The sequence below is a fragment of the Mycobacterium sp. GA-2829 genome (assembly GCF_001499965.1).
Classification (GTDB): domain Bacteria; phylum Actinomycetota; class Actinomycetes; order Mycobacteriales; family Mycobacteriaceae; genus Mycobacterium.
In genome coordinates this window covers 17,839-42,096 of the sequence record NZ_LQIT01000046.1, presented here as the reverse complement: position 1 = coordinate 42,096, position 24,258 = coordinate 17,839, and the positions used below count along the sequence as shown (strand labels likewise).

At 69.0% G+C, this 24,258-nt stretch carries 23 protein-coding genes; 16 read left to right on the top strand and 7 right to left on the bottom strand.

Annotated features, from left to right (window positions below; all coding sequences use genetic code 11):
* Positions 1-581: DUF222 domain-containing protein (locus tag AU194_RS24320; protein ID WP_157576496.1), on the bottom strand; the 581-nt coding region annotated here is incomplete at its 3' end.
* A 108-nt stretch (positions 582-689) separates the two neighbouring features.
* Between AU194_RS24320 and AU194_RS24315 the strand changes: the two genes are divergently transcribed.
* The 11 genes from AU194_RS24315 to AU194_RS24265 are packed head-to-tail and all read left to right on the top strand — an operon-like array spanning position 690 to position 12,272.
* The gene (locus tag AU194_RS24315; RefSeq protein WP_059091832.1) at positions 690-1,532 is read left to right on the top strand and encodes an alpha/beta fold hydrolase; all 843 of its coding nucleotides are present in this window, start codon (positions 690-692) and stop codon (positions 1,530-1,532) included.
* A complete protein-coding gene (locus AU194_RS24310; RefSeq protein WP_059091831.1) occupies positions 1,532-2,362 on the top strand; it encodes an SDR family NAD(P)-dependent oxidoreductase in 831 nt (276 codons plus the stop codon). Before AU194_RS24315 ends, AU194_RS24310 begins: the two co-directional genes overlap by 1 nt.
* Complete coding sequence (locus AU194_RS24305) at positions 2,359-3,069, top strand: TetR/AcrR family transcriptional regulator (protein ID WP_059091830.1); 711 nt, start codon at positions 2,359-2,361, stop codon at positions 3,067-3,069. Before AU194_RS24310 ends, AU194_RS24305 begins: the two co-directional genes overlap by 4 nt.
* Complete coding sequence (locus AU194_RS24300; RefSeq protein ID WP_059091829.1) at positions 3,066-3,260, top strand: ferredoxin; 195 nt, start codon at positions 3,066-3,068, stop codon at positions 3,258-3,260. Before AU194_RS24305 ends, AU194_RS24300 begins: the two co-directional genes overlap by 4 nt.
* 1 nt (position 3,261) lies before the next feature.
* Positions 3,262-4,500 carry a cytochrome P450 gene (locus AU194_RS24295; protein WP_059091828.1) on the top strand — a complete coding sequence of 413 codons (1,239 nt, stop codon included), beginning with the start codon at positions 3,262-3,264 and terminating at the stop codon, positions 4,498-4,500.
* A 33-nt stretch (positions 4,501-4,533) separates the two neighbouring features.
* Complete coding sequence (locus tag AU194_RS24290) at positions 4,534-5,715, top strand: amidohydrolase family protein (RefSeq protein WP_059091827.1); 1,182 nt, start codon at positions 4,534-4,536, stop codon at positions 5,713-5,715.
* Positions 5,716-5,723: 8 nt separating this feature from the next.
* Positions 5,724-6,953, top strand: a complete 1,230-nt coding sequence (locus AU194_RS24285; protein ID WP_369804209.1) for a M24 family metallopeptidase — start codon at positions 5,724-5,726, stop codon at positions 6,951-6,953.
* A gap of 5 nt (positions 6,954-6,958) precedes the next feature.
* Positions 6,959-8,095, top strand: a complete 1,137-nt coding sequence (locus tag AU194_RS24280) for a Xaa-Pro peptidase family protein (RefSeq protein WP_059091825.1) — start codon at positions 6,959-6,961, stop codon at positions 8,093-8,095.
* Positions 8,096-8,105: 10 nt separating this feature from the next.
* Complete coding sequence (locus AU194_RS24275) at positions 8,106-9,071, top strand: enoyl-CoA hydratase/isomerase family protein (protein WP_059091824.1); 966 nt, start codon at positions 8,106-8,108, stop codon at positions 9,069-9,071.
* Positions 9,072-9,075: 4 nt separating this feature from the next.
* Positions 9,076-11,463, top strand: a complete 2,388-nt coding sequence (locus tag AU194_RS24270) for a CaiB/BaiF CoA-transferase family protein (RefSeq protein ID WP_059091823.1) — start codon at positions 9,076-9,078, stop codon at positions 11,461-11,463.
* A gap of 2 nt (positions 11,464-11,465) precedes the next feature.
* Complete coding sequence (locus AU194_RS24265) at positions 11,466-12,272, top strand: SDR family NAD(P)-dependent oxidoreductase (RefSeq protein WP_059091822.1); 807 nt, start codon at positions 11,466-11,468, stop codon at positions 12,270-12,272.
* On the opposite strand, the gene AU194_RS24260 is transcribed toward AU194_RS24265, so the two are convergent.
* On the bottom strand, positions 12,269-13,330 hold the full coding sequence (locus AU194_RS24260; protein WP_059091821.1) for an NAD(P)-dependent oxidoreductase: 1,062 nt from the start codon (positions 13,328-13,330) through the stop codon (positions 12,269-12,271). The genes AU194_RS24265 and AU194_RS24260 overlap by 4 nt on opposite strands.
* Positions 13,331-13,439: 109 nt before the next feature.
* On the opposite strand from AU194_RS24260, the gene AU194_RS24255 reads away from it, so the two are divergent.
* Positions 13,440-14,258, top strand: a complete 819-nt coding sequence (locus AU194_RS24255) for a lysophospholipid acyltransferase family protein (protein ID WP_059091820.1) — start codon at positions 13,440-13,442, stop codon at positions 14,256-14,258.
* 50 nt (positions 14,259-14,308) lie between these two features.
* Positions 14,309-15,895, top strand: a complete 1,587-nt coding sequence (gene fadD12 / locus AU194_RS24250; RefSeq protein WP_369804210.1) for an acyl-CoA ligase FadD12 — start codon at positions 14,309-14,311, stop codon at positions 15,893-15,895.
* On the opposite strand, the gene AU194_RS24245 is transcribed toward fadD12, so the two are convergent.
* From AU194_RS24245 to AU194_RS24235, 3 genes are all read right to left on the bottom strand, one after another.
* The gene (locus tag AU194_RS24245) at positions 15,892-17,337 is read right to left on the bottom strand and encodes a wax ester/triacylglycerol synthase family O-acyltransferase (RefSeq protein WP_059091838.1); all 1,446 of its coding nucleotides are present in this window, start codon (positions 17,335-17,337) and stop codon (positions 15,892-15,894) included. The genes fadD12 and AU194_RS24245 overlap by 4 nt on opposite strands.
* A 139-nt stretch (positions 17,338-17,476) precedes the next feature.
* Positions 17,477-18,313, bottom strand: coding sequence for a mycofactocin-coupled SDR family oxidoreductase (locus tag AU194_RS24240; RefSeq protein WP_059091818.1), 837 nt, complete (start codon positions 18,311-18,313; stop codon positions 17,477-17,479).
* A 185-nt stretch (positions 18,314-18,498) separates the two neighbouring features.
* Positions 18,499-19,215 (bottom strand): TetR/AcrR family transcriptional regulator, encoded by a 717-nt coding sequence (locus tag AU194_RS24235; RefSeq protein ID WP_082698828.1) that lies wholly within the window; start codon positions 19,213-19,215, stop codon positions 18,499-18,501.
* Between the two features lie 121 nt (positions 19,216-19,336).
* Here AU194_RS24235 and AU194_RS24230 point away from each other — a divergent pair, with 121 nt between their 5' ends.
* Entirely contained in the window at positions 19,337-20,515 is a 1,179-nt protein-coding gene (locus AU194_RS24230) for an acyl-CoA dehydrogenase family protein (protein WP_059091816.1), read from the top strand.
* An 8-nt stretch (positions 20,516-20,523) separates the two neighbouring features.
* On the top strand, positions 20,524-21,306 hold the full coding sequence (locus AU194_RS24225; RefSeq protein ID WP_059091815.1) for an enoyl-CoA hydratase: 783 nt from the start codon (positions 20,524-20,526) through the stop codon (positions 21,304-21,306).
* On the opposite strand, the gene AU194_RS24220 is transcribed toward AU194_RS24225, so the two are convergent.
* Positions 21,299-22,483 (bottom strand): MFS transporter, encoded by a 1,185-nt coding sequence (locus tag AU194_RS24220; RefSeq protein ID WP_059091814.1) that lies wholly within the window; start codon positions 22,481-22,483, stop codon positions 21,299-21,301. The two genes, AU194_RS24225 and AU194_RS24220, sit on opposite strands and share 8 nt — an antisense overlap.
* A 71-nt stretch (positions 22,484-22,554) precedes the next feature.
* Between AU194_RS24220 and AU194_RS24215 the strand changes: the two genes are divergently transcribed.
* Positions 22,555-23,472: a LysR family transcriptional regulator gene (locus AU194_RS24215; protein ID WP_059091813.1), complete on the top strand. Its 918-nt coding sequence runs from the start codon at positions 22,555-22,557 to the stop codon at positions 23,470-23,472.
* Here the strand turns inward: AU194_RS24215 and AU194_RS24210 are convergent, their stop codons facing one another.
* Entirely contained in the window at positions 23,473-24,252 is a 780-nt protein-coding gene (locus AU194_RS24210; protein ID WP_197417728.1) for an acyl-CoA dehydrogenase family protein, read from the bottom strand.
* Positions 24,253-24,258: the final 6 nt, after the last annotated feature.

The following is a 24,258-nucleotide window of genomic DNA, read 5'->3' as shown; positions in this document are numbered from 1 at the left end:
AGCGCGGCTTCGAATTTCGCCGACTCGGCGTGGGTGAGTTGGATCCGCCAGAAGGTGTACTGGTCATCGGAGGTCTGGGTGATCGCACAGGCAGGTTCGAGCTCCGGTTCTGGCTCGTCCTCATCGACCTCAGGTGCGGGTTCGGGCGTGGGTTTGGGCTTGGGTTCCTGCCGGATCGCGGTGCGGAGTTGGTTGACGCTGGCGCACTTGGCCAACTCGGCGTAATGCTCATCGGATCCGGGGCCGGCTTTGTCGGCGATGACGCCGACCTGATCCAGTGACAGCCGGCCTTCCCGCAAGGCCTGCACGCACAGCGGGAACTCCTCGATGCGGTCGGCGATCGCGGTGATCGCTTTGGCGTTGGTGGTCGAGCAGCCGACCTTCCAGGCCACCAGCGCGGTGACCGACCGCGCCCCGGTGGCACCCCACAGGCGGTCGCCGTCGATTTCGGCGGCGATCTCCACCAACCGCGCATCGATCGCGTTGCGCTGCCCCGCCAACTCCGACATCTCGTCGAACAACGCCTCCAGCTGCGCTTCCCGAGGCGTGCTCGGGATGAAAGACGGTGCGCTGGAGACCATGACCACATACAAACAGAAGGGTCCGACAGGATTGGTCCGACGCCAACTAAGCACTCTGGTGATGAGAATCCGGTTCTCCAATCACGAAAATATCAGTATCGTGAGGGCGTGAGCTTCCACCGGAAGTCGGTCGCCGTCGACGGTTTGACCACCGGCTATCTCGAAGCGGGGCAGGGTGATCCGGTCGTGCTCCTACACGGCGGCGAATTCGGCGCCTCGGCCGAACTGGGCTGGGAGCGGGTCATCGACGCCCTCGCCGAGCGATACCACGTCCTCGCCCCCGACATGCTCGGGTTCGGTCGCTCGGCCAAGGTCGTCGACTTCACCGACGGCCGCGGGATGCGGATCCGCCACGTCGCCCGCTTCTGCGAGGTCCTCGGCGTCCGGTCGGCGCACTTCGTCGGCAATTCGATGGGCGCGATCAACCTGCTCGTCGACGCCACCTCCGGCGCGCCCGTCCTGCCCGCACGCAGTCTGGTCGCGCTGTGCGGCGGCGGCACCATCGAACGCAACGAGCACGCCAACGCTCTCTACGACTACGACGCGACAGTCGACGGTATGCGCCGCATCGTCACCGCACTGTTCGCCGATCCGTCCTATCCGGCCGACGACACCTACGTCCAACGGCGCTACGACTCGAGCATCGCTCCCGGAGCGTGGGAGTCGTTGGCGGCGGCGCGGTTTCGCCGCCCCGGCCTCGAACCGCCACCACCGCCGTCGTCGACCAGGCCCTACGAGCGCATCGACGTCCCCGCGCTGATCGTCGAGGGTGAGCGCGACAAACTCCTGCCGTCGGGCTGGGCCGCCGAGATCGCCGCGCAGATCACCGGCGCGCGCTGGGCCGTCATCGCCGAAGCGGGGCACTGCCCGCAGATCGAACAGCCGGAAGCCGTCATCGATCTGCTGCTCGAGTTCTTCGCCGAGGTCTCCGAACGAGAGGTGTCCGCCTGATGTCCGACGCACTGCGCGGGAAGGTCGCGATCGTCACGGGAGGGGCGTCGGGGATCGGCCGCGGCATGGTCGAACGGTTCGTCGCCGAGGGCGCCAGGGTGGTCATCGCCGACGTCCAGGACGAACTCGGCCAGGCGCTGGCCGAACAGTGCGGCCCGAACGCGGTGTTCCAGCACACCGACGTCGGCGAACAGGCGCAGATGGCTGATCTGATCAACGGGACCGTCGAGCGGTTCGGCGCACTCGACGTGATGGTCAACAACGCCGGCATCTCCAGCCCGCTACGGCGCGGACTGTTCAACGAGGACCTCGAGGAGTTCGACCGCGTCATGCGGGTGAACTTGCTCAGCGTCATGGCGGGCACCCGCGACGCCGGGCTGTACATGTCCGAACACGGTGGCGGGTCGATCATCAACCTGTCCTCGATCGGCGGCATCCAGGCCGGCGGCGGGGTTCCGGTGTATCGCAGCTCCAAGGCGGCCATCCTGCACTTCACGAAGTGCGCGGCAATCGAGTTGGCACACTATGAGATTCGCGTCAACTGCATCGCCCCCGGCAACATCCCGACACCGATCCTGCAGAGCTCGGCCACGGGCGCCGACCGGGAGCGGCTCGAGAATTTCGAGGCCAGGATCCGCACCCAGATGCGCAACGACCGTCCGCTCAAACGCGACGGTACGGCCGACGACGTCGCCGAGGCGGCGCTGTACCTGGCCACCGACCGGTCCCGTTACGTCACCGGCATCGTGCTGACCGTCGACGGCGGCACGGTCGCGGGCAAGGTCATCCCACGCAAACCGGATGCGGAGGTCAACGGGTCGCAGCGATGACGTTAAATCAGTCGCTTGACTTAACCGCGCCGACCGCGTTGACTGTGAGCGTGACCACAGCCAGGGCTGCGCGCGCCGAGCGTGCCAGTAGCACCCAGGAGGCGATCCTGCGGGCCGCTGAGCGGCTCTACGCCGAACACGGCGTGTTCGCGGTCTCCAACCGTCAGGTCAGCGAGGCCGCCGGCCAGGGCAACAACGCCGCGGTGGGCTACCACTTCGGCACCAAGACCGACCTGGTGCGCGCCATCGAGTTCAAGCACCGCGGACCGATCGAACGGCTGCGCGAGAAGATGGTCGCCGATCTGGGCCCCGTCCCCGACATGCGCGACTGGGTCGGGTGTCTGGTCCGGCCGCTGACCGATCACCTGGCCGAACTCGGCAACCCCAGCTGGTACGCGCGATTCGCAGCGCAGGTCATGACCGATCCGGCCTACCACAGCATGATCGTGCGGGACGCGCTGTCGTCGCCGTCGCTGGTCGAGGTGATCAACGGGATCGCCGGCTGCCTGCCGGACCTGCCGCCCTACGTGCGCGCCGAACGCAACGTCATGGGCCGAAACCTGTTGATGCACAGCTGCGCCGAACGTGAACGCGGTCTCGCCGAAGGCGCCGCCGTACCGCGCCCGACGTGGTCGGCTGCCGCGTCGGGGCTCGTCGACGCGATCGTCGGTCTCTGGCAGGCACCCGTCACCGAGGTACGCGGGTGAAGGTCACCGTCGATCAGGACAAGTGCGTGTCGTCGGGGCAGTGCGTGCTCAACGCCTCCGACGTCTTCGACCAGCGGGACGACGACGGGGTCGTCGAACTGCTCGTTCCGCAACCAGCCCCGGACCGGGAGGCAGACGTCCGCAACGCGGCCGCCGCCTGTCCAGCCCTAGCCATCCACCTCGAGGAGTGATGTGTCGGACACGTTGACCGGAACCGCCGAAGTCTCCGCGGACATCCCGGAGTACCCGATGGAACGCGCGGCGGCCTGCCCGTTCGCGCCGCCGCCGCAGATGCTCGAGATGGGTGCGGCCAAACCCCTGTCCCGCGTGCGGATCTGGGACGGCAGCACCCCGTGGCTGATCACCGGCCACGCCGTGGCCCGCGAGTTGTTCGCCGACTCGCGCGTCAGCGTCGACGACCGCAGGCCGGGCTTCCCGCACTGGAACGAGCACATGCTGTCCACGGTGGAGAAGCGGCCGCGTTCGGTGTTCACCTCCGACGCCGAAGAGCACACCCGGTTCCGCCGGATGCTGTCGAAGCCGTTCACGTTCAAGCGCGTCGAAGGCCTGCGGCCGGTGATCCAGCAGGTCACCGACGAGTGCATCGACGAGATCCTGGCCGGCCCGCAGCCCGCCGACATGGTCGCCAAACTCGCACTGCCGGTGCCGACCCGGGTGATCAGCGACATGCTCGGCGTGCCCTACGAAGACCACGAGTTCTTCCAGCACCACGCCAACGTCGGGCTCGCCCGCTACGCCAGCGCCGCGGACGGTCAGAAGGGTGCGATGAGCCTGCACCAGTACCTGATCGACCTCGTCAAGAAAAAGATGGAACACCCCGCCGAGGACGCGGTGTCCGATCTCGCCGAGCGCGTCACCGCGGGTGAGATCAGCGTCAAGGAGGCCGCCCAGCTCGGCACCGGCCTGCTGATCGCCGGGCACGAGACCACGGCCAACATGATCGGCATCGGCATCCTGGCGCTGCTCGAGAACCCCGAGCAGGCCGATTTCCTGCGCGACACCGACGATCCCAAGGCGATCGCCAACGCCGTCGAGGAGTTGATGCGCTACCTGTCGATCATCCAGAACGGACAGCGCCGCATCGCGATCGAGGACATCGAGATCGCGGGGGAGACCATCCGCGCCGGCGAGGGGATCATTCTCGACCTCGCACCCGCCAACTGGGATGCGAACGCCTACCCCGAACCCGACAAGCTGGACCTGCGCCGCGACGCCGGCCAGCAACTGGGCTTCGGCTACGGCCGCCACCAGTGCGTCGGGCAACAACTCGCCCGCGCCGAACTGCAGATCGTGTTCCACACCCTGCTGCGCCGCATCCCGACGATGCGCCTGGCCATCCCGTTCGACGAGGTGCCGTTCAAACACGACCGCCTCGCCTACGGCGTCTACGAACTTCCCGTGACCTGGTAACAGGTTCTCTCCCAGCCCGATTGGAGTGCCACCGTGTCAACGCCTACGTCCAGCCCCACACAGACCCTGTATCCGCCCGAAGGTTTCGGCGCCCCGAAGCACCGGCACGGTCACTCGACCGGTCAGGTGACCGGTTTGCCCGCCGACACCGAGATCTTCTCCGCGGACAACCACATCTCCGTCGCCGACGACATCTTCTACGACCGGTTCCCCGACGAGCTCAAGGGCGCCGCACCGCGGATCTGGTACGAGGACGGCGCCTACATGGTCGGGATGAAGGGCAAGGCCTGGACCGGTGGGGATTTCGGCCGCGTGCTCATGCAGTACGACGACCTCGCCGGTGCGGCGTCGAACAACATCGAGGCCCGCATCCGCGAACTCAAGGAAGACGGTATCGACAAGGAACTCGCCTTCCCCAACGCGGTACTCGCACTGTTCCACTACCCGGACAAGGCGCTGCGCGAGCGGGTCTTCCGTATCTACAACGAGCACATCGCCGATCTCCAGGAGCGGTCCAACGGCCACTTCTACGGTGTCGGGCTGATCAACTGGTGGGATCCGAAAGGCACCCGTAGCACGCTCGAAGAGCTGAAATCGTTGGGGCTCAAGACCTTCCTGCTGCCGCTGAACCCCGGCAAGGATGACGACGGCAACATCTACGACTACGGCAGCACCGCCATGGACGCGGTATGGGACGAGATCGAGGCGTCCGGCATCCCGGTCAGCCACCACATCGGGGAGACCCCGCCCAAGACGCCGTGCCAGAACAACAGCGTCGTGGTCGGCATGATGGTCAACGTCGACAGCTTCCGCGAACAGTTCGCCAAGTACGTGTTCTCCGGGATCCTGGACCGCCACCCGTCGCTCAAGATCGGCTGGTTCGAGGGCGGTATCGCGTGGGTGCCGACGGCGCTGCAGGACGCCGAGCACATGCTGGCCTCCTACCGCCACATGTTCAATCACGAACTGCAGCACGATGTTCGCCACTACTGGACCAACCACATGAGCGCCTCGTTCATGGTGGACCCCCTCGGCCTGCAGCTGATCGACCGGATCGGCGTCGACAACGTGATGTGGTCGAGCGACTATCCGCACAACGAGTCGACGTTCGGGTACTCGGAGAAGTCGCTGGCCACCGTCGTCGACGCGGTCGGACCGGAGGCAGCCGTCAAGATCGTCAGCACCAACGTCAAGAACTTCCTGGGGATCTCGTGACAGCGACGATGACAGCCGGTTCGGCGCTGCTCGACATCCCGGACGTCCCCGACCGCGCCAGGATGTACCGCGAATGCGGTGCGCGGCTGCGTGCGTCGATGCGGGAGAAGGGCGTCGACGCGCTCATCCTGCTCGGCAACGGCAACGTGGTCTACGCGACCGGCGCCAGCTGGCCGCTCCTTGACGCCGGGCTGTCGCACGTCGAGCGTCCGGTGGCGATCGTGCTCGCCGACGACGAGCATCCGCATCTGTACATGCCGTTCCGCGAGGGCAGCGCATTCGACTCCGAGGTCCCCGATGACCACGTGCACGGCCCGCTGTACCTCGAATTCGACGAGGGCGTCGACCATTTCGCGAAGATGCTGGCCGATCTGATCCCGGCGGGCGCCACAGTGGCGGTCGACGAGTTGACCGGGGCGATGCGGCGCGCCGCGGGCCGGTTGTTCCCGGCCGGTCCGCCGTCCGACGCCGCGCAGGTGGTCGGGCCGGCCAAACTCGTGAAGACCATCGACCAGATCGCCGGTGTCCGACGGGCCTGCCGCATCACCGAGCAGGCGCTCCTCGACGTCCAGCCGGCGGTCGCCCCCGGCGTGAGCCAGATGGACCTCTCGGCGCGGTTCGTCCGACGGGCATTCGAACTCGGTGCGACCACGAACATGATCGAGGCGATCTGGCAGGTCATGCCGACGACGCGCAGCAGCGGTGCGGTCTGGACCACCACCGGTGACCTGGCGCTGCCCCTGCTCCCCACGGAGAAGCCCCTGGACAAGGGCGACGTGTTGTGGACCGACATCAGCATCACGTTCGAGGGGTACTGCTCCGACTGGGGCCGCACCTGGGTGGTGGGCGAAGACCCGACACCCGAACAGAACGCGAACTTCGCCAAGTGGCGCGAGATCCTCGACGCCGTACTGGCCGTGACGAAGGCGGGCGCCACGTCGGGAGACCTGGCGCGCGCCGCGATCGCCGCCAACGGGGGCCGCAAACCGTGGCTGCCGCACTTCTACCTCGGCCACGGCATCGGCACCAACGCCGCCGAGATGCCGATGATCGGCACCGATCTCGGCGAGGAGTTCGACGACAACTTCGTGTTCCCGGCCGGCATGCTGCTGGTGCTGGAACCGGTCGTCTGGGAGGACGGCACCGGGGGCTACCGCGCCGAGGAGATCGTGGTCATCACCGAAGACGGCTACCAGTCGATCACCGATTACCCCTACGCCCCCTACAAACTGAGCTGAGCGACATGGCAATCGAAATCGTCTGTGACGACCTCGCCCTCCGCACCGGCAGGCGCGAACGCGCACTGGCCCAGATGGCGGCCCACGACCTCGACGTGCTCGTGCTCGGCCGCCAGGCCAACGTGCGCTACGTGACCGGCGCGCCGCAGCTGTGGGTCGCGGGCACCCGCCCGTTCGCGCCGATCTGCGTGCTGGTCCGGGCCACCGGGGAGATCCACCTCAACAGCACCTGGGACGAGGGCATCCCGGAAGAGATCGGCCACGATCACCTGTACGGGCTGGCGTGGAATCCGATGACCCTGATCGCGGTGCTCAAGGGCATCAAGGGCGCCGCCGAGGCGAAGCGCGTCGGGACCGATGCGATCTCACCGACATTCGCGCAGCTGCTGCCGATGGCGTTCCCGAATGCCGAACTCGTCGACGCCGAGGTCGCGATGAAGGCCGCCCGCCGCACGAAGACCGCCGACGAACTGCGCGTGCTGCGCGGCGCGCTGAGCGTCGCCGAACGCGGCCTGGCCGCGGCCGTGTCCGAACTCGCGGTGGGCGCCACCGAACAGGCGCTCAACGGCGTGCTGATGGAGGCGATGACCGCGGGCGGGTACAGCACCTCGGCCACCCAGGACGGCGCGTGGATCACCTCCCGTGAGCACGCCTGGCGGGTGGGACGGCGCGACCGCCGGATCGCCGAGGGTGACCTCGTGGCGTTCGCGGCGGGGGCGCTGGCCGACGGCTACGTCGGCGAGGTCGGCCGCACCTGGCCGGTCGGTGACGTCCCCTGCGCCGACGCGCTGTTCGGCCGCGCAAATGACCTGTGGGAGCGCCTGATCGACGTGTGCCGCCCGGGCGCGTCGGCGGCCGACCTGCTCAGCGCCTACCAAGCCGCCGGTGAGGCGCTGCCGCCGATCCCGGTGGCGCACGGCCTCGGCCTCGGCTTCGATCCGCCGGTGATCTCGGCGGACCTGCCGCAGACCTCGGCCGACGAGCGCCTCGACCCCGGCACGGTGCTGGCGGTCACGGCGTACGTGTGGGAGCCGGGCGTCGGCGCGGTGTTCCACCGCGACGCCGTGCTGATCGGCGACGACGGACCCGAAGTACTGACATCCAGCCCGGGGTGGGCACCGACAACCGCCGGAATCGGCTGAGAGGACATACGTGTCGGAGAGCAGGCGGCCGTCTCCCGAGGAGATCATCCTCTACGAGAAGGACCCCAGGACCAAGATCGCCACCATCACGTTCAACCGGCCGGAGTTCCTCAACGCGCCGACCTCGCTGGCTCGGCTGCGGTACGCCGACGTGCTGCGGGCGGCCAACGCCGACAACGATGTCAAGGTCGTGGTCATCCGCGGCGTCGGGGACAACCTCGGCAGCGGTGCCGATCTGCCGGAGTTCATGGAGGGCAACGACGATCCCGCGGCGCGGCTCGCGGAGCTGCGCCTGGAGGATGACGGCGTCGGTGAGGTGACCTATCCGCCGAAGGGGACGTTCCGAAACGGGGCCACCATCAGCGCCTGGTACGCCAACTCGCAGGCGGGGAACCGTGCGCTACAGGACTTCAAGAAGATCAGCATCGTCGAGGCCAAGGGGTACTGCTACGGCTGGCACTTCTACCAGTGCGCCGACGCCGATCTGGTGATCTCCTCCAACGACGCCCTGTTCGGGCATCCGTCGTTCCGCTATCACGGCTGGGGTCCGCGGATGTGGACGTGGGTGCAGATGATGGGGCTGCGCAAATTCCAGGAGATGGTGTTCACCGGCCGCCCGTTCACCGCCGCCGAGATGTACGACTGCAACTTCCTCAACAAGGTGGTGGCGCGGGAGGACCTGGAGGCCGAGACCCAGAAGTACGCGCTCGCCTGTGCGCGAAACCGGCCGGTGGACACCGTGTTCCAGCAGAAGATGTTCTTCGAGATCTTCAAACAGCAGCAGGGCGAGTACATGGGCAGCCTGCTCAGTGCGTTCTTCGAGTCGATGGGCAACGGTGTCGCCAACGACAGCGACGAGGACCTGGACATGTTCGAGTCGATCGACTCCGGACTGTCGGCCGCGGTCAACGACAACGACAGCAAGTTCCCGCCGGAGTTCCGGTTGAGTAAGCGCAACCGCGCGAAGACGGACTAGTCGGATGGCCACACCGCCGCTCGAGGGCTTCCGTGTGGTCGAACTGTCGACCGGTATCGCGGGCGCCTACTGCACGAAACTCCTCGCCGACGGTGGCGCCGAGATCGTCAAAGTGGAGACCCCCGACGGTGATCCGCTGCGCCGGTGGTCGGCCTCGGGCGCCGACACCGGTGGCGACGGGGCGCTGTTCGCCTACCTGGCCGGTTCGAAGCACAGCGTGGTGGCCGATCCCGACTTCGCCGACGGGCTGCTGGCCTCGGCCGACGCGGTGGTGTGGTCGCGTGGTTCCGCGATCGCCGAGCACACCGACTTCTCGCCCGCGGCGATCCGCGAGCGGCATCCGCACCTCACCGTCACCGCGATCACCCCGTTCGGCCTCGACGGACCCTGGACCGACCGGCCGGCAACGGAATTCACGCTACAGGCCTGGTCGGGCGGGATCGTCGGGCTGGGCCGCGGCGCCCCGGACCGGGCGCCGGTCTACGTCGGCGGGCAGATCGGCGAATACCTCGCGGGGGCGTACGCGAGCGGGGCGACGCTGGCCGCCCGGATGCGCGGCGGCGCCGAGCTGATCGACCTGTCGATGCTGGAGACGGCCATCCTCGGCCTGACCTACTACCCGGTGAGCTACTTCGAGATGCTCGGCAGGCCGTGGCGCAACGCCCGCAAACTCACCGTCCCCGGAATCGCCCGCGCCAAGGACGGTCTGGTCGACATCGGCTGCGGCACCGCCCAGCAGTGGTTCGACCTGTGCGCGATGACCGGTCACGAGGAGTGGATCGACGAGGACTCGCCGCTGTCGATCACCCAGCAGGCCAACGAGAAGGCCGACGAGCTCTACGCCTGGGTCGCCGAGCAGACCGTCGACGAGATCCGCGACCTGGCCACCGCGTTCCGCATCCCGAACGCGCCGGTGGCCAACGGCGCCAACGTCGCCGACCTCGACCACTACGTCGAACGTGGCTCGTTCACGAAGAACCCGCGCGACGGGTTCACCCAGCCCGCCGCGCCCTATCGCATGTCGCCCCCGCTGCTCCGTCCGCCCGGGCCCGCACCCCGACTCGGTGAGCACACCGAGCTCTACCGCCGAAACCGCATTCCCTGTCGTCAAGGTGACGACTTGACCGCAGGGAATGCGGTTTCGCGGGAAGCGCTCCCGTTCGCGGGCCTGCGGGTGGTCGACATGACGACGTTCTGGGCCGGTCCCAGTTGCACCCATCTGCTGGCCATGCTCGGCGCCGACGTCATCCACGTCGAATCCACCCGCCATCCCGACGGCACCCGGCTGATCGCCGGCATCCCCGTCACCGAGGACACCTGGTGGGAACAGTCGCCGATCTTCTCCGGCCTGAACACCGACAAACGCGGCATCACGCTGAACCTGTCCAGCGACACCGGCCGCGATCTGCTCAAGCAACTGATCGCGACGGCCGACGTCCTCGTGGAGAACTTCACCCCGCGGGTCATCGAGAGCATGGGGCTGACCTACGACACCGTCAGGCAGATCAAACCCGACATCGTGATGGCCCGCATGCCCGGCTTCGGGCTCGACGGCCCGTGGCGCGACAACCCGGCGTTCGCTTACGTCATCGAAGCCGCTGCCGGGATCAGTTGGCTCACCGGCTATCCCGACCTGAACCCCTTCGAGCCCTATTCAGTCGGCGACCCCAACGCCGGCGTGCACGCGTTCAATGCCATCCTGCTCGCGCTCGAGCACCGTCGGCGCACCGGTGAGGGGTCGATGGTGGAGGCCGCGATGGTCGACGCCGCGCTCAGCGTGGCCGCCGAGCAGGTCATCGAGCACTCCGCCTACGGCGCGGTGTTGCAGCGCAACGGCAACCGCGGACCCACCGCGGCGCCGCAGAACCTCTACCTGTCCAACGAGATCGACGAGTTCGGCCGCACCGACAGCTGGGTCGCCGTCGCCGTGGCCACCGACGTGCAGTGGGCGGGTCTGCGCACGGCGCTCGGCGAGCCGGACTGGGCGGCGTCCGACGACCTGGCCACCGCGGCGGGTCGACACGCCCGCCACGACCTCATCGACCGGTATCTGGCGGCGTGGTGTGCCGAGCGCACCCGCGACCAGATCGTCGACGCGTTGTGGGACAACGGCGTTCCCGTCGCCAAGGTGCTGCAACCGCATCGCCAGACCGAGATCCCCCAGCTGGCGACGCGACACTTCTTCGAGACCGTCGAGCATCCGATCAACCCGCCGACCCCGCACAGCACCGTGCCGTTCCGCAGCAGCCGCGGACCGCAGCGCGTGCACACCGCCCCGGCGCCGCTCCTCGGCGAGCACAACCACGACGTGCTGCGCGAACTCGGCCTGGACGACGACGAGATCGCCCGGCTCGAAGCCGACGGTGTCATCGGATCCGAGCCGGCGCGCTGACCATGGCCATCGCACCGTCGGACATCCTGCTCACCGGCCGGGTCGCCGTGGTCACCGGCGGCGGCGCCGGCATCGGCAAGGGAATCGCGCGGGGGCTCGCGGCCTTCGGCGCATCGGTCGCGATCTGGGAACGCGATCCCGACACCTGCGCGGCGGCCGCGTCCGAGATCGGCGCGCTCGGCCTGCCCACCGACGTGCGCGACTCCGGCGCCGTCGACGCGGCCCTCGAACGCACCGAGCGTGAGCTCGGCACCGTGTCGATCCTGGTCAACAACGCAGGCGGCACATTCCGCTCCGGCCTTCTGGAGACCTCGGAGAACGGGTGGGATGCGTTGTACCGCAGCAATCTCCGCCATGTGCTGCTGTACACCCAGCGCGTGGCGCGGCGACTGGTCGACACCGGGCGACCCGGCAGTGTCATCAACGTGACCTCGATCGAAGGCACCAGAGCCGCACCGGGATACGCGGCGTACGCCGCGGCCAAGGCCGGCGTCGTCAACTACACCAGGACCGCATCCTACGAACTGGCCCCGCACGGGATCCGGGTCAACGCGCTCGCCCCGGATCTGACCATGACCGAGGGTCTGCAGCAGCTCGCGATGGGCGACCTCTCCGGAACGCTGGCCCAGATGGTGCCGATGGGACGCGCCGGACATGTCGACGAAATGGCCTCGGCGGCGGTGTTCCTCGCCTCGGACATGGCCACCTACATCACCGGGCAGACCATCCACGTCGACGGCGGCACCCAGGCCGCGGGCGGCTGGTATCCGCACCCGGAGACGGGTGCGGCCACCCTGGGTCCGGCTTAGCGATCGAGGGAGGGGTCGCCCAGGCGCGAGCGGATCGCCGCCCACGGGTCGGCGTATCTGCCGGGTTTGTCGCGGTAGGCGCCCTGGCGGGCGACGAAGAGCCGCGCCAGCGGGGCGAGCACCTGCAGGGGATAGCGCAGCACCCCGATCTGGTTGCTCATCTCGGCGAGCATGTCGGGCCACGAATGGTGCTGGAACTGCAGCGCTTCCTGCGCGCGCGTCGCATCCATCCAGTCCGTGATGAACCAGGCGTCGTCGCGCTCGGGGTCGCCGGGGCGCCCCGGCGGCAGCGCGGCGGCCATCCCTCGGGCGCCGGCCAGTGCGGGTCCGACCTCACCCTGGCGCAGCTTGTGGGTGTCGTCGCCGGCGATGAGCAGGATCTCGCCGACCACGTCGGCGGTGGTGGCCGCGGCGAACGCCCATGCGACGTCGCGCACGTCGACGCTGTGCAGTCGGCCGTCGGTGGGCAGCGCGCTCTCGAAGAACAGCGCATCGGTGGTGAACGGCATCGCCTTCGGATCGGTGCTCAGCACGCCGCCGAGGCGCAGCACCACCCAGTCGAGACTCGACGCGCGCACCAGTTCCTCGGCCTCGAGTTTGTGGCCGCCGTACAGCTCGGTCGGATTCGGCGGCGTGTCGGCCGTGACCGGGCCCGCGTGGCGGTGCGGGTTGCGGGCGCCGTACACCGCATTGCTGGAGGCCTGCACGAACCGGGGCGACGACGGCAGCGCCTCGGCCGCACGCACCAACGTCGCGGTGGCGTCGACGTTGACCTTGCGCGCGACCTTCCGGCTCCGGTAGATCGGCGGAGGGATCACCGCGGCGAGGTGGATGATCGCCGCGGGGGCGACGTCGGTGAGCAGCTCGGAGACCTGGCCGGCATCGGTGAGATCGGCCCACCGGACCTGCACATCGGGGGGCAGCGCCCGCGCCGCTTTCAGGTTGGCGTCGGTCTGCAGATCGGTTGCCACCACCGTCCTGCCGAGTTCGGCCAGCCGGCGCACCGTCTGAGAACCCACCAAACCGAAACCGCCGGTGACGAGCACCGCGTCTGACATGGTTCTCCTTGAGAGCTCAGCACGCACGGGGACGCGGTTATCGTGTTCTCCGTTAGCGAGAGTAACGTATCCGCAACGCTGCGACGAGGCAGCCGCCAGGGGGAAGCCGATGAGCGAGAACGACGACCGGATGTCGCCGGACCGGCCCGAGGTGGCCAAATGGGACCCGGAGTTCACCGCGACGATCGCGAAGACGGCGGGGGCGGCGATCAGGCGCTACTTCCGTTCCGACGTCCGCAACCTCGACGCGATCCCGCCGGCCGGTGGCGCGTTGGTGGTGGCCAACCACTCCGGCGGCATGCTGACCCCCGATGTGCTGATCTTCGCACCGGCCTTCTACGAGAAATTCGGGTACGACCGGCCGGTGTACACGCTGGCGCACTACGGGGTGTTCGTGCCGCCGCTGGGCAGCTTGCTGCGCCGCGCCGGCGTGATCGAGGCCAGCCGCGAGAACGCGGGCAAGGCCCTGCGTTCGGGCGCGGTTGTGCTCGTCTTCCCGGGCGGCGACTACGACTCCTACCGGCCGACGTTCGCCGAGAACAAGATCGACTTCGCCGGTCGCACCGGCTACGTGCGCACCGCGATCGAGTCCGGGGTGCCGATCGTGCCGATGGTGTCGATCGGCGGACAGGAGACCCAACTGTTCCTCGCGCGCGGCGATGCGCTGGCCCGCAGGCTCGGGCTCAAGAAGGTCCGCATGGAGATCCTGCCGATCAGCATCGGCTTCCCGTTCGGGCTGTCGCTGATCTTCCCGCCCAATCTGCCGCTGCCGTCGAAGGTCGTCACCCGCGTGCTCGAACCCATCGACGTGACCGAACAATTCGGCGAGAATCCCGATGTGGCCGAAGTGGACGCGCATGTGCGCGCAGTAATGCAGAAGGCGCTCGACGAACTCGCGCGTGAGCGCCGATTCCCGGTGCTCGGATGATCCCGCTCCTGGGGGACACCGTCGCCAAGCTCGGCGCGAGTGTCGGGCTGATGCAGACGCTCGTGCGGTCGGGGCTCGTTGCCCCGCTGCGGCCGGACCGCTACCTACGGATGGGTGCTGCCGTGCGCCGGGTCGGCATGACCGCGACGGTCGGCTTCGCCACCGCCGCGCAGCGCTGCCCCGACCGGCCGGGGCTCGTCGACGAACGCGGCACCCTGACATTCCGTGAACTCGACGACACCTCCGATGCGCTGGCCGTTGCGCTGCAACGGCTTCCGGGCGGCACCCCCCGGACGGTCGGCATCATGTGCCGCAACCACCGCGGCTTCGTCCAGGCACTGCTGGCCGCCAACCGCATCGGCGCCGACGCGCTGCTGCTCAACACCTCCTTCGCCGGGCCCGCGCTGGCCGAGGTCGCCGAACGCGAAGGCGCCGACGCCATGATCTACGACGAGGAGTTCACCGAGATCGTCGACCGGGCGTTGACCAACCTGCCCGACGCGGTGCGCATCGTCGCCTGGGCCGACCACCGGCACGACGGACGCACCGTCGACAAGCTGATCGACGGGCACCGCGGGCAACGGCCCGGCCCGGCCGAGCGCAGCAGCGAGATCATCCTGCTCACCTCGGGCACCACCGGAACCCCCAAGGGCGCCAAGCGTTCCGCGGGCAGCGGCGGCGCCGGTGACCTCAAGGCGGTCCTGGACCGCACGCCGTGGCGCGCCGAGGAGACCACCGTCATCGTCGCGCCCATGTTCCATGCGTGGGGTTTCTCGCAGCTGCTGTTCGCCGGACTGCTGGCCTGCACGATCGTCACTCGTCGGCGCTTCGACCCGGAGGCCACGCTCGCGCTGGTCGACGAGCACAAGGCCACCGGGCTGATCGTGGTGCCGGTGATGTTCGACCGGATCATGGATCTGCCCGACGAGGTGCGGGCCCGCTACAGCGGCCGTTCGCTGCGGTTCGCGGCGGCGTCGGGGTCACGGATGCGGCCCGACGTCGTCACCGCGTTCATGGACCAGTTCGGCGACGTCATCTACAACAACTACAACGCCACCGAGGCCGGCATGATCGCCACCGCCACCCCGGCGGATCTACGCGCGGCGCCGGACACCGCGGGCACTCCCGCCGACGGCACCGAGATCCGCATCTTCGATCCCGAGTTCCGCCAACTGCCACCCGGGGAGACCGGCAGCATCTTCGTGCGCAGCGGCACCCTGTTCGACGGGTACACCTCGGGGTCGACGAAGGACTTCCACGACGGTTTCATGGCGTCGGGCGACGTCGGCTACCTCGACGAGAACGGCAGGCTGTTCGTCGTCGGCCGCGACGACGAGATGATCGTCTCCGGCGGCGAGAACGTCTACCCGATCGAGGTCGAGAAGACGCTCGCCGCACACCCTTCGGTCGCCGAGGCCGCGGTGCTCGGTGTCGATGACGAGAAGTACGGGCAGCGGCTCGCGGCGTTCGTCGTCCCCGTCGACGGAAAATCGGTCACCGCCGACGAGCTCAAGGACCACGTCCGGGCCAACCTCGCGAATTACAAGGTGCCCCGCGAAATCCTGGTCCTCGACGAACTACCCCGCGGCGGCACCGGCAAGGTGCTGCGCAACGACCTGCTGGCCCGCCTCGACTAGACCGCGGTCGCCGGCGCCATCGCGCTGTCGACCGCGCGCAGATCGGCGGGCAGTCCGGCGGCGCGGCGGATCTCGGTCAGTGCGTGCAGCATCGCATCGGTGGCCTCGTGGATGTCGTCGAACGTCTGGTCGTCGGAGAGCACCGAGATGTCGACCTGGTCGACGTAACTCCACACGGTCATGTTGAACGCGCTCGCGGCGGACAGCACTCCGACAGAGTAGATCTCGGTGACGTCGGCGCCGCCGATGTGGCCGCGTTCGCGTGGGCCGGGCACGCTGGAGATCGCCACGTTCATGATGCGGTTGTGCGCGGCGTGTTCGGACTGCCAGCGGAATGCGGTGGGCGCCACCGGCGGTGGCAGGTACTCCATCATCCGGCCCTGCAGCCGCGGGCCCATCAGATCGTGGATCTCCTTCGCGCGTTTGGTCGCCAGTGCGGTGAGCCGCACCCGCCGCAACGGATCGTCGACGTGGACGGGCAGCGAGACCGCCAGCCCGCTGATCTCGTTGCCGGTGACGCGGTCGGGGGAGCGGTCGGTGGCCACCGGCACCGAGGCCAGCAGCGGCCGGTCGGCGCGGCCGTCGTAGCGCAGCAGCAGCTCCCGTAGTCCACCCGCGCTGACCGAGAGCACCAGATCGTTGAACGTCACGCCGAGTGCCTTCGCCGTCTCCTTCACGTCGGTCAGGGCGACCGAGGCGGTGGCGAACGTCCGCCCCGGCGAGACGACGTGATTGAGGAACGTCGGCGGGGTGCGGAACATCTTGGCCATGTCGTCGGCGCCGCGCATGTCCTGTGCCCGCCGCCGGACCCGGACCGCCCCGCGCACCGCCTCGCCGAGCAGACCGGGGAACTCGGCCACCTTCTGCAGGTGGTCGCGGCCGGCCTCGGCGAGCAACTGCGACCGCGTCGGCGGGCTGCAGGTCGTGTACTCGTCGCGTTCGGTCACCTCGGCGCCGGCCAGATCCATCAGCCGGGCCAGTAGGTTCGCCGACGCCAGACCGTCGGCCAGGGTGTGGTGCACCTTGCCGATCAGCGCGAACCTGTTGTCCGCCATACCTTTTGCGAAGTAGAACTCCCACAGCGGCCTGCTGCGGTCCAACGGTGTGCTCGCGATCTGCCCGATGACCTCGTCGAGTTCGCGGCGTCCGCCCGGTGCGGGCACCGATGCCGTGCGCACGTGGTAGTCGATGTCGACGTCGCAGTTCTCCAACCACATCGGGTGGTGGAAGCGGAACGGGATGTCGACCAGTCGGTAGCGCAGCGGTTCCAGCAGGTACAGGCGGCGGGCGATGGTGCGGCGGAACACCTCGAAGGTGTACGGGGCCCCGTGGGTCTGCTCGTAGGAGGCGCCGTCGATGATCGCGATTTTCAGCGTGTGGGTGTGCAGGTTGGGGGTCTCGCTGTAGAGCAGCATGGCGTCCATGCCGTTGAGTCGCTTCACACCCACCCCCTGTCCCCGCATTCGCGCGAGTCCATGCAACCACCCGGATCCTCCGGTGCGGCGGCTTTCGCGTGATTGCCTTCTACGCGAACCGGGGACCTCACCAGCGGTGAGGTCCCCGGTCTGCGCGGAGTGTGTGCTACTTCAAGCAGCTGCCGCCGTCGACGGGCAGCGTGACACCGGTGATGTAGCGGGCCTCGTCGGAGGCGAGGAACAGCACCGCGTTGGCGATGTCCTCGGGCTCCACCCAGCCGATGGGAAGGGTGTGCATCAGCTGTCCGACGACCTTCATGTCCTCGGGCCCCGGGTTCTCCAGATCGGGGCGGAACAGCTTCATGGTGCCGTCGTTCATGAACAGCGGGGTGTTGACGTTGGTCGGGTGCACGGAGTTGACGCGGATGTTCTGGGCGCCGAGTTCCACCGCGAACGTCCGCATCAGGCCCACCACACCGTGTTTGGCCGCGACGTAGTGGCCGGTGTGCGGGTAGGCCTTGAGCCCGCCGACGGAGCTGGTCAGGATGATCGACCCGCCGCGGCCGCCGGCCAGGATGTGGGGGACACCGGCCTTGACGGTCTTCCACACCCCGCCGAGGTTGACGTCGATCATGTCTTCCCAGTCGCCCTCGCTGGTCTTGTCCAGCGTCTCGCCGCCGTTGCCGATGCCGGCGTTGGCGACGATGATGTCGAGGCGGCCGAGTTGTTCGACGCCGGCGTCGACGGCGGCCTTGAGCGCGTCGAAGTCACGGGTGTCGACCTCGGCCGTGTAGATCCGGCGGTCGAGGTTCTTGACCATGTCCGCGGTCTCAGCGAGATCTTCCGGCGTCGACAGGGGGATCCGGACGCTGTCGATCTGCTTGCAGATGTCGACGGCGATGATGTCGGCACCCTCCTGGGCGAGCCGCACCGCGTGCGCCCGGCCCTGGCCGCGCGCCGCGCCCGTGATGAACGCGACCTTTCCCTCTACCCGTCCTGCCATCGGTTCCTCGATTCTGGTTCGTGGGCTTCGCTGTGCACTTGCTCAGCACCTTCCCACCGGTAATCGATTGTGTCAACGCCACACTCGCTTCGGGCGATTTCGACTATCCGCTTAGAAGAACGGCATTTTCACGAGAATGCGCCGATGCGCCCCGTGGCGACGCCGCGGGGCGGGAAGTGGGTGCGCTAGATCTTGGCGAAACCGTGCGCGACGAAGTCCCAGACCTCGTCGGCGGTGATGGGATGGACGGCGTCGTCAGTGCCGCCGCTGCTCTGCGCGACGAACATGACGGTCTGCATCGTCATCGCGGCCATCCGCTTGGCATTGATGCCGTCACGCAGTTGACCTGCGGCGCTGGCCTCTTCCATCAACTCGGTGAGCAGTACGAGCAGGGGTGCGTGCGCGATCTTGACCTCGGCCGGATGCGAGACCAGCAGGCGGGGTGCGAAGTCGGTGAACAGGGGCCGCTTGGCGGCGGGGTCCGGCCGTGAGGTCTCGAAGAGCAGCTGGATGGCGACCTTGAGGCGTTCGATCGGGTCGGTGTGGCTCGCGGTCGCGGCGCGGATCTGGTCGGCCGAGCGGCTCAGCGCATCCTCGAACAGCGCGAGCAGCAGTTCGTGCTTTCCATCGAACTGCAGGTAGAAGCTGCGCAGCGACTGACGCGAGCGGTCGACGACCTCTTGGACGGTGAAGTCGGTGCTGCCCTTCTCGATGATGATCGCCTGCGCGGCGTCGAGAAAGCGCTGGACGCGTTGCGCGGCGCGCAGTTTGGCGGTCTTGATGGACCGCTCGACGGCGCGCTGCTTCCAGGCAGGCTCTTCGCTGGGGGTGCTCACCGGCAGCTCGGTGCCTGGCCGGTTCGGGAGAACATGCATGAACTGTACCGGAGAACGCCTGGGCATTGCGGTCCGAGCCCCCCTCGCGGCCAACGTGTCGGAGATTGTGCCTTCCTCATGACGAGAATAGTATTCTCGGATTACGCATTAGAGAAGCGTTTCCCCTGAGAACAGACCCGGGAGTGCCGTGCAGCTGACTGTCGACGACGACGTCGAAGCCTTCCGGGACGAATTCGTGGCGTTTCTCGACGCCCACCAGCCCGCCGAGGCCGACGCCAGCGAGCGCCCCCGGTCCTCCGCCGATCTGCCTGAGTGGGCCCGCCGCTGGCAGCGACTGCTGTTCGACAACGGCTGGCTGCTGCCCGGCCACCCGCCCGAGTTCGGCGGTCGCAACGCCACGATCCTGCAGCAGTACGCCTACCAGCTCGAACTGTCGCGGCGCCGGATCTACCACAGCTTCAACCCGCAGGGTGTCGGCATCATCGCCGCCTCGCTGATCTCGTTCGGCACGCCCGAACAACAGCGCACGTGGGCGGTGCCGATCCTGCGCGCCGAGATCACCGCCGCGCTGGGGATGAGCGAACCCGGCGCCGGTTCGGATCTCGCGTCGCTGCGCACCAGGGCCGTGCGCACCGACGCCGGCACCTACGTCGTCAACGGCCAGAAGGTCTGGACGTCGGGCGCCAGCGAGGCCGACGTGATCCTGACGTTCGTGCGGACCGATCCCGACGCGGCCAAACACCGGGGGATCAGCGTGCTGATGATCCCCACCGATTCACCCGGGGTGGTGCGGCGGCCGTTCGCCTCGATCTGCGACGCCGACGAACTCGACTTCAACGAGGTGTTCTTCACCGACGTCGAGGTGCCCGCGGAGAACCTCATCGGCGCCGAGAACGACGGCTGGCGGGTGGCCAACGGATCGTTGGGTCACGAGCGCACGATGCTGTGGCTGAGTTACGCCGACCGGCTGCAGGATCTCGTCGAGGACTTTCCGGCGCGCACCGCGCTGGACCGCGACCGCTACGCGACGATGGCGATGGACTCGGTGGCGGTGCGGCTGCTCGGGTCCGTGGCGTTGGCGCGCGCGGCCAGGGGAGTCGAGGACGCCGGGGCGCTGTCGGTGCTCAAACTGCTCGGCTCCGAAGCCGGGCAGCGCGCCACCGAACACGCACTCGACGCGGTCGGCGCCGACGGTCTGGCGCACCCGACCACCGTCGGCCCGTGGACCCCGCTCAACCTCGACGCCTACTCATGCGGCTGGTTCGAGCGGTACACCCGTACCTTCGCCGGCACCATCGCGGGCGGGACGTCGGAGATCCAGCGCAACATCATCGCCCAGCGCACGCTCGGGCTGCCCAGGAGTTAGGGGAAGACGTGTACATCGACTACGAGGTCGCCGACAAGATCGCGACCATCTCGCTGAACCGGCCCGACGTGGCCAACGCGCAGAACACCGAACTGCTCGACGAGCTCGACGCGGCGTGGACCCGCGCCGCCGAGGACCCCGAGGTGGTGGTGATCGTGTTGCGGGCCAACGGGAAACACTTCTCCGCCGGGCACGACCTGCGGGGCGGCGGGCCCGTCCCGGACAAGATCACGCTCGACTTCATCATCGCCCACGAATCCAAGCGCTACCTCGAGTACACGCTGCGGTGGCGCAACGTGCCCAAACCGTCGATCGCCGCGGTGCAGGGGCGCTGCATCTCCGGCGGGTTGATGCTGTGCTGGCCGTGCGACCTGATCATCGCCGCCGACGATGCGCTGTTCTCCGACCCGGTGGCGCTGATGGGGATCGGCGGCGTCGAATACCACGGCCACACTTGGGAATTGGGGCCGCGTAAGGCCAAGGAGATCCTGTTCACCGGCCGACCGCTGACCGCGGAGGAGGCCGAGCGCACCGGGATGGTCAACCGCGTCGTGCCCCGCGACGACCTCGACGCCGAAACCCGCGCACTGGCCGAGCAGATCGCCACGATGCCGCCGTTCGCGTTGCGCCAGGCCAAGCGGGCGGTCAATCAGACGCTCGACGTGCAGGGGTTCTACGCGGCCATCCAGTCGGTGTTCGACATCCACCAGACCGGACACGGCAACGCGCTCAGCGTCGGCGGCTGGCCGGTGCTGGTCGACCTCGACAAGATGAAGAGCACGGTCAAGTAGCCCGCACGCGCAGGGTCAGCCAGAGCGCGACGGTCCCGAGGCCGACCACCATCGCGGCGACGCCGACCCATCCGGCTGACAGCCACATCAGCCCGCCCAGCCACCCGAACACGCTGGACCCCGCGTAGTAGCTGATGTTGTACAGCGCGCCGGCCTGGGCGCGGCCGCGGTCGGCCCGGGCGGCCACGAGGTGCGTCGCCACGGCATGGCCGAGGAACAACCCCGCGGTGAGCGCCACGACACCGAACGCGACGACGGGCAGCGGTGCGGCGATCGTCGCCGCCGCACCCCCGGCGAGCAACAGACACCCGAGCGTCAGCACGGGGACCGCGCCGAGACGCCGGGTCAGGCGTCCCGCGGCGCGGGACCCGGCAGTGCCGCCGAGGTAGGCGAAGAAGATCAGCGACACCACCGTCGGGCTCAGCGCGTATGGCGGCGCCTCCAGCCGGAAGGGCAGGTAGTTGAAGACCGCGACCATCCCGCCGATCAGGGTGCTGCCGATCGCGAACAACGCCAGCATGCCGGGGTCGCGCAGATGGGCCAGCGTGCTGCCACCCGGGTCGTCGCGCCGGCTGGGGTGCGGGCTCGGGGGCAGCGCGGCGGCCATCACGATCATCAGGACCGCACACGCCGCGGCGAGCGCCATCAGCGACCACCGCCAGCCGAGCTGCTGGGCCAGCGGGACCACCACCAGACGTCCGCTGAGCCCGCCCAGCGAGGTGGCGGCGACGTAGCGTCCCGCGGCGGCCGCCGTGCGGGCGGCCGGCGCGGTCTCGTGGACGAGTGCGATCGCCAGTGCCGGGATCCCGCCCAGCGCGACGCCCTGCAGGAACCGGCCGGCCAGCAGCGCGTCGAAGGTGGGCAGCCACGGCACGGCCACCGCGGTCACGGTGGCGCCCGCCGCCGCGACCCGCATGGCCGTACGGCGACCGATCCGGTCGGACAGCCACGCCCACGGCAGCACCGAGGCCGCGAGCCCCAGCGTCGACGCCGACACCAGCAGCGACACCCGGGACGCGTCGAGGCCGGTGTCGCGCACGATCTCGGTCAACAGCCCCTGCGGGGCGTACATCAACGAGAACGCCGCAAGGCCCGCGCACCACAGCGCCACCGACAGCCGGCGCTCGGCGCCCGAGACGGCGGGGCGCACCGCGGTGGGGGAACCGGACGAGCGCATGGCCCCGACGGTAGGAAGCCCGGAATCATATGTCCAATGCATGTGAGTGCGCTGTCCCATACGCTATCGACATGAGAAACGGCGGGCCCGGCGACACGGTCGGCGCGGTCCTGCCGTATCTGCCGGTCCTCGTCGCCCTCGGCGAGGTCGAACACGTGACGACGGCGGCGGCCATGCTCGGCATGCCGCAGCCGACGGTGAGCCGGATCGTGCGCCGGCTCGAGGACCGGCTCGGCGTACCGCTGGTCGAGACCGCGGGCCGGGGCATCCGGCTCACCGACGCCGCCAGGGCGTTCCTCCCGCATGCGCAGCGCGCGATCGACGCGGTGACCGATGGGGTGGAGGTGCTGCAGGCCCGCCACGAGCTGGCCCGCGCGACGGTGCGGCTGGCGTTCCAGACCTCGTTGGGGGAGCGCTACGTGCCCGAGCTGATCCGGACGGTCCGCCGCACCCACCCCGGCGTGCGGTTCGTGCTGTCCCAGGGCGCCCGGCGGATCTGCCTGGACAAGCTGACCGACGGCGAGACCGACATCGCGCTCGTCTCGCGGCTTCGCCCGCCGCCGAAGGGGCTGCAGGTCCTGCACCTCTTCGACGAACCGCTGTGCGTGCTCGTCGCCGAGGACCACCGCTGGGCGCACCGATCCTCCGTGCGCACAAGCGAACTCGCCGGTGAACCGTTCATCACGATGAAACCGGGCTGGGGTTTGCGCGGAACGGTCGACGAACTGTTCGCCGCCAGTGCGGTGAGCCCGGACATCGCGTTCGAGGGGGAGGATCTGCACACGGTCCGCGGTCTGGTGGCCTCTGGCCTGGGCGTGGCCATCGTGCCGCCCGAGACCACGCCGCCGCAGGGCTGTCGGCAGATCACGCTCGCCGACCCCGCGGCCGTGCGGGACATGGGCGCGGCGGTGCTGCCCGGCGCGGACCGGGCCGGCCCCGCCGTCGCCGTGGTACTGCAGACCCTGCCGACGGTCGGCGGGCGACTCTAGTTAGAGCTCGACCAGGCGAGGGGCCGAACCCCGCGCCCGCAGCCCCGCACCCGCGCGGCGGGTGAGTTCCCGTGAGCTGCCCAGCAACCCGTCGAGCACCAGCGCGCGCTTCACGTGCACGTGCAGGTCGTGCTCCGCGGTGAACCCGATACCGCCGAGCACCTGCTGGCAGTTCTTCGCCGCCGTCAGCGCGGCCTTACCCGCTGCAGCCTTGCCGAGCAGTGCGGTCAGGTCGGGGTTCTCCGAACCCGGCAGCGTCAGTGTCGCCTCGGCGCCCTCGATGGCCACCAGCGTCTCGGCCAACCGGTGCCGCACGGCCTGGAACTGTGCGATCGGCTTGCCGAACTGCACCCGGTCCAGTGCGTGCTGACGTGCCAGTGCGAGCATCGCCCGCGCCGATCCGACCAGCCACCAGCCCACCGCAACCCGGGCCTCGGCGACCCGGATCGGGTAGCCCTCCTCCTCGCGGCGCAGCGGCAGCCCGCCCAGGGTCGGATCGATGCTCTCGGCGCTGATCCTGTCCCACACGACCCACTGGTTGCCCGCGTACGGCAGCGGCAGTTCGACGGTGTCGCCGATCGTGTTACCGGTCGCGTGCAGCACCACGTCCACCAGAACCGATGCATGCGAACCGGTTTCGCCGAGCAGGCGGAAGACCAACGGTACCGCGGTATCGGGCTGCAACGACAGCATCTCGGCCCAGCCCAGTTCGGTCAGCGCGGCGTCGAGTTCGGGTCCCGACGTCGACAGCATGGTCTTGCGCAGCGACGCTTCGAGCATGTCGAG

Coding starts and splice junctions, on each gene's coding strand:
- AU194_RS24310 (WP_059091831.1), top strand. CDS start 1,532: ATGTCCGACGCACTGCGCGGGAAGGTCGCGATCGTCACGGGAGGGGCG.
- AU194_RS24305 (WP_059091830.1), top strand. CDS start 2,359: ATGACGTTAAATCAGTCGCTTGACTTAACCGCGCCGACCGCGTTGACT.
- AU194_RS24285 (WP_369804209.1), top strand. CDS start 5,724: ATGACAGCCGGTTCGGCGCTGCTCGACATCCCGGACGTCCCCGACCGC.
- AU194_RS24280 (WP_059091825.1), top strand. CDS start 6,959: ATGGCAATCGAAATCGTCTGTGACGACCTCGCCCTCCGCACCGGCAGG.
- AU194_RS24270 (WP_059091823.1), top strand. CDS start 9,076: ATGGCCACACCGCCGCTCGAGGGCTTCCGTGTGGTCGAACTGTCGACC.
- AU194_RS24265 (WP_059091822.1), top strand. CDS start 11,466: ATGGCCATCGCACCGTCGGACATCCTGCTCACCGGCCGGGTCGCCGTG.
- AU194_RS24260 (WP_059091821.1), bottom strand. CDS start 13,330: ATGTCAGACGCGGTGCTCGTCACCGGCGGTTTCGGTTTGGTGGGTTCT.
- AU194_RS24255 (WP_059091820.1), top strand. CDS start 13,440: ATGAGCGAGAACGACGACCGGATGTCGCCGGACCGGCCCGAGGTGGCC.
- fadD12 (WP_369804210.1), top strand. CDS start 14,309: ATGCAGACGCTCGTGCGGTCGGGGCTCGTTGCCCCGCTGCGGCCGGAC.
- AU194_RS24240 (WP_059091818.1), bottom strand. CDS start 18,313: ATGGCAGGACGGGTAGAGGGAAAGGTCGCGTTCATCACGGGCGCGGCG.
- AU194_RS24235 (WP_082698828.1), bottom strand. CDS start 19,215: ATGCCCAGGCGTTCTCCGGTACAGTTCATGCATGTTCTCCCGAACCGG.
- AU194_RS24220 (WP_059091814.1), bottom strand. CDS start 22,483: ATGCGCTCGTCCGGTTCCCCCACCGCGGTGCGCCCCGCCGTCTCGGGC.
- AU194_RS24215 (WP_059091813.1), top strand. CDS start 22,555: ATGAGAAACGGCGGGCCCGGCGACACGGTCGGCGCGGTCCTGCCGTAT.
- AU194_RS24210 (WP_197417728.1), bottom strand. CDS start 24,252: ATGCTCGAAGCGTCGCTGCGCAAGACCATGCTGTCGACGTCGGGACCC.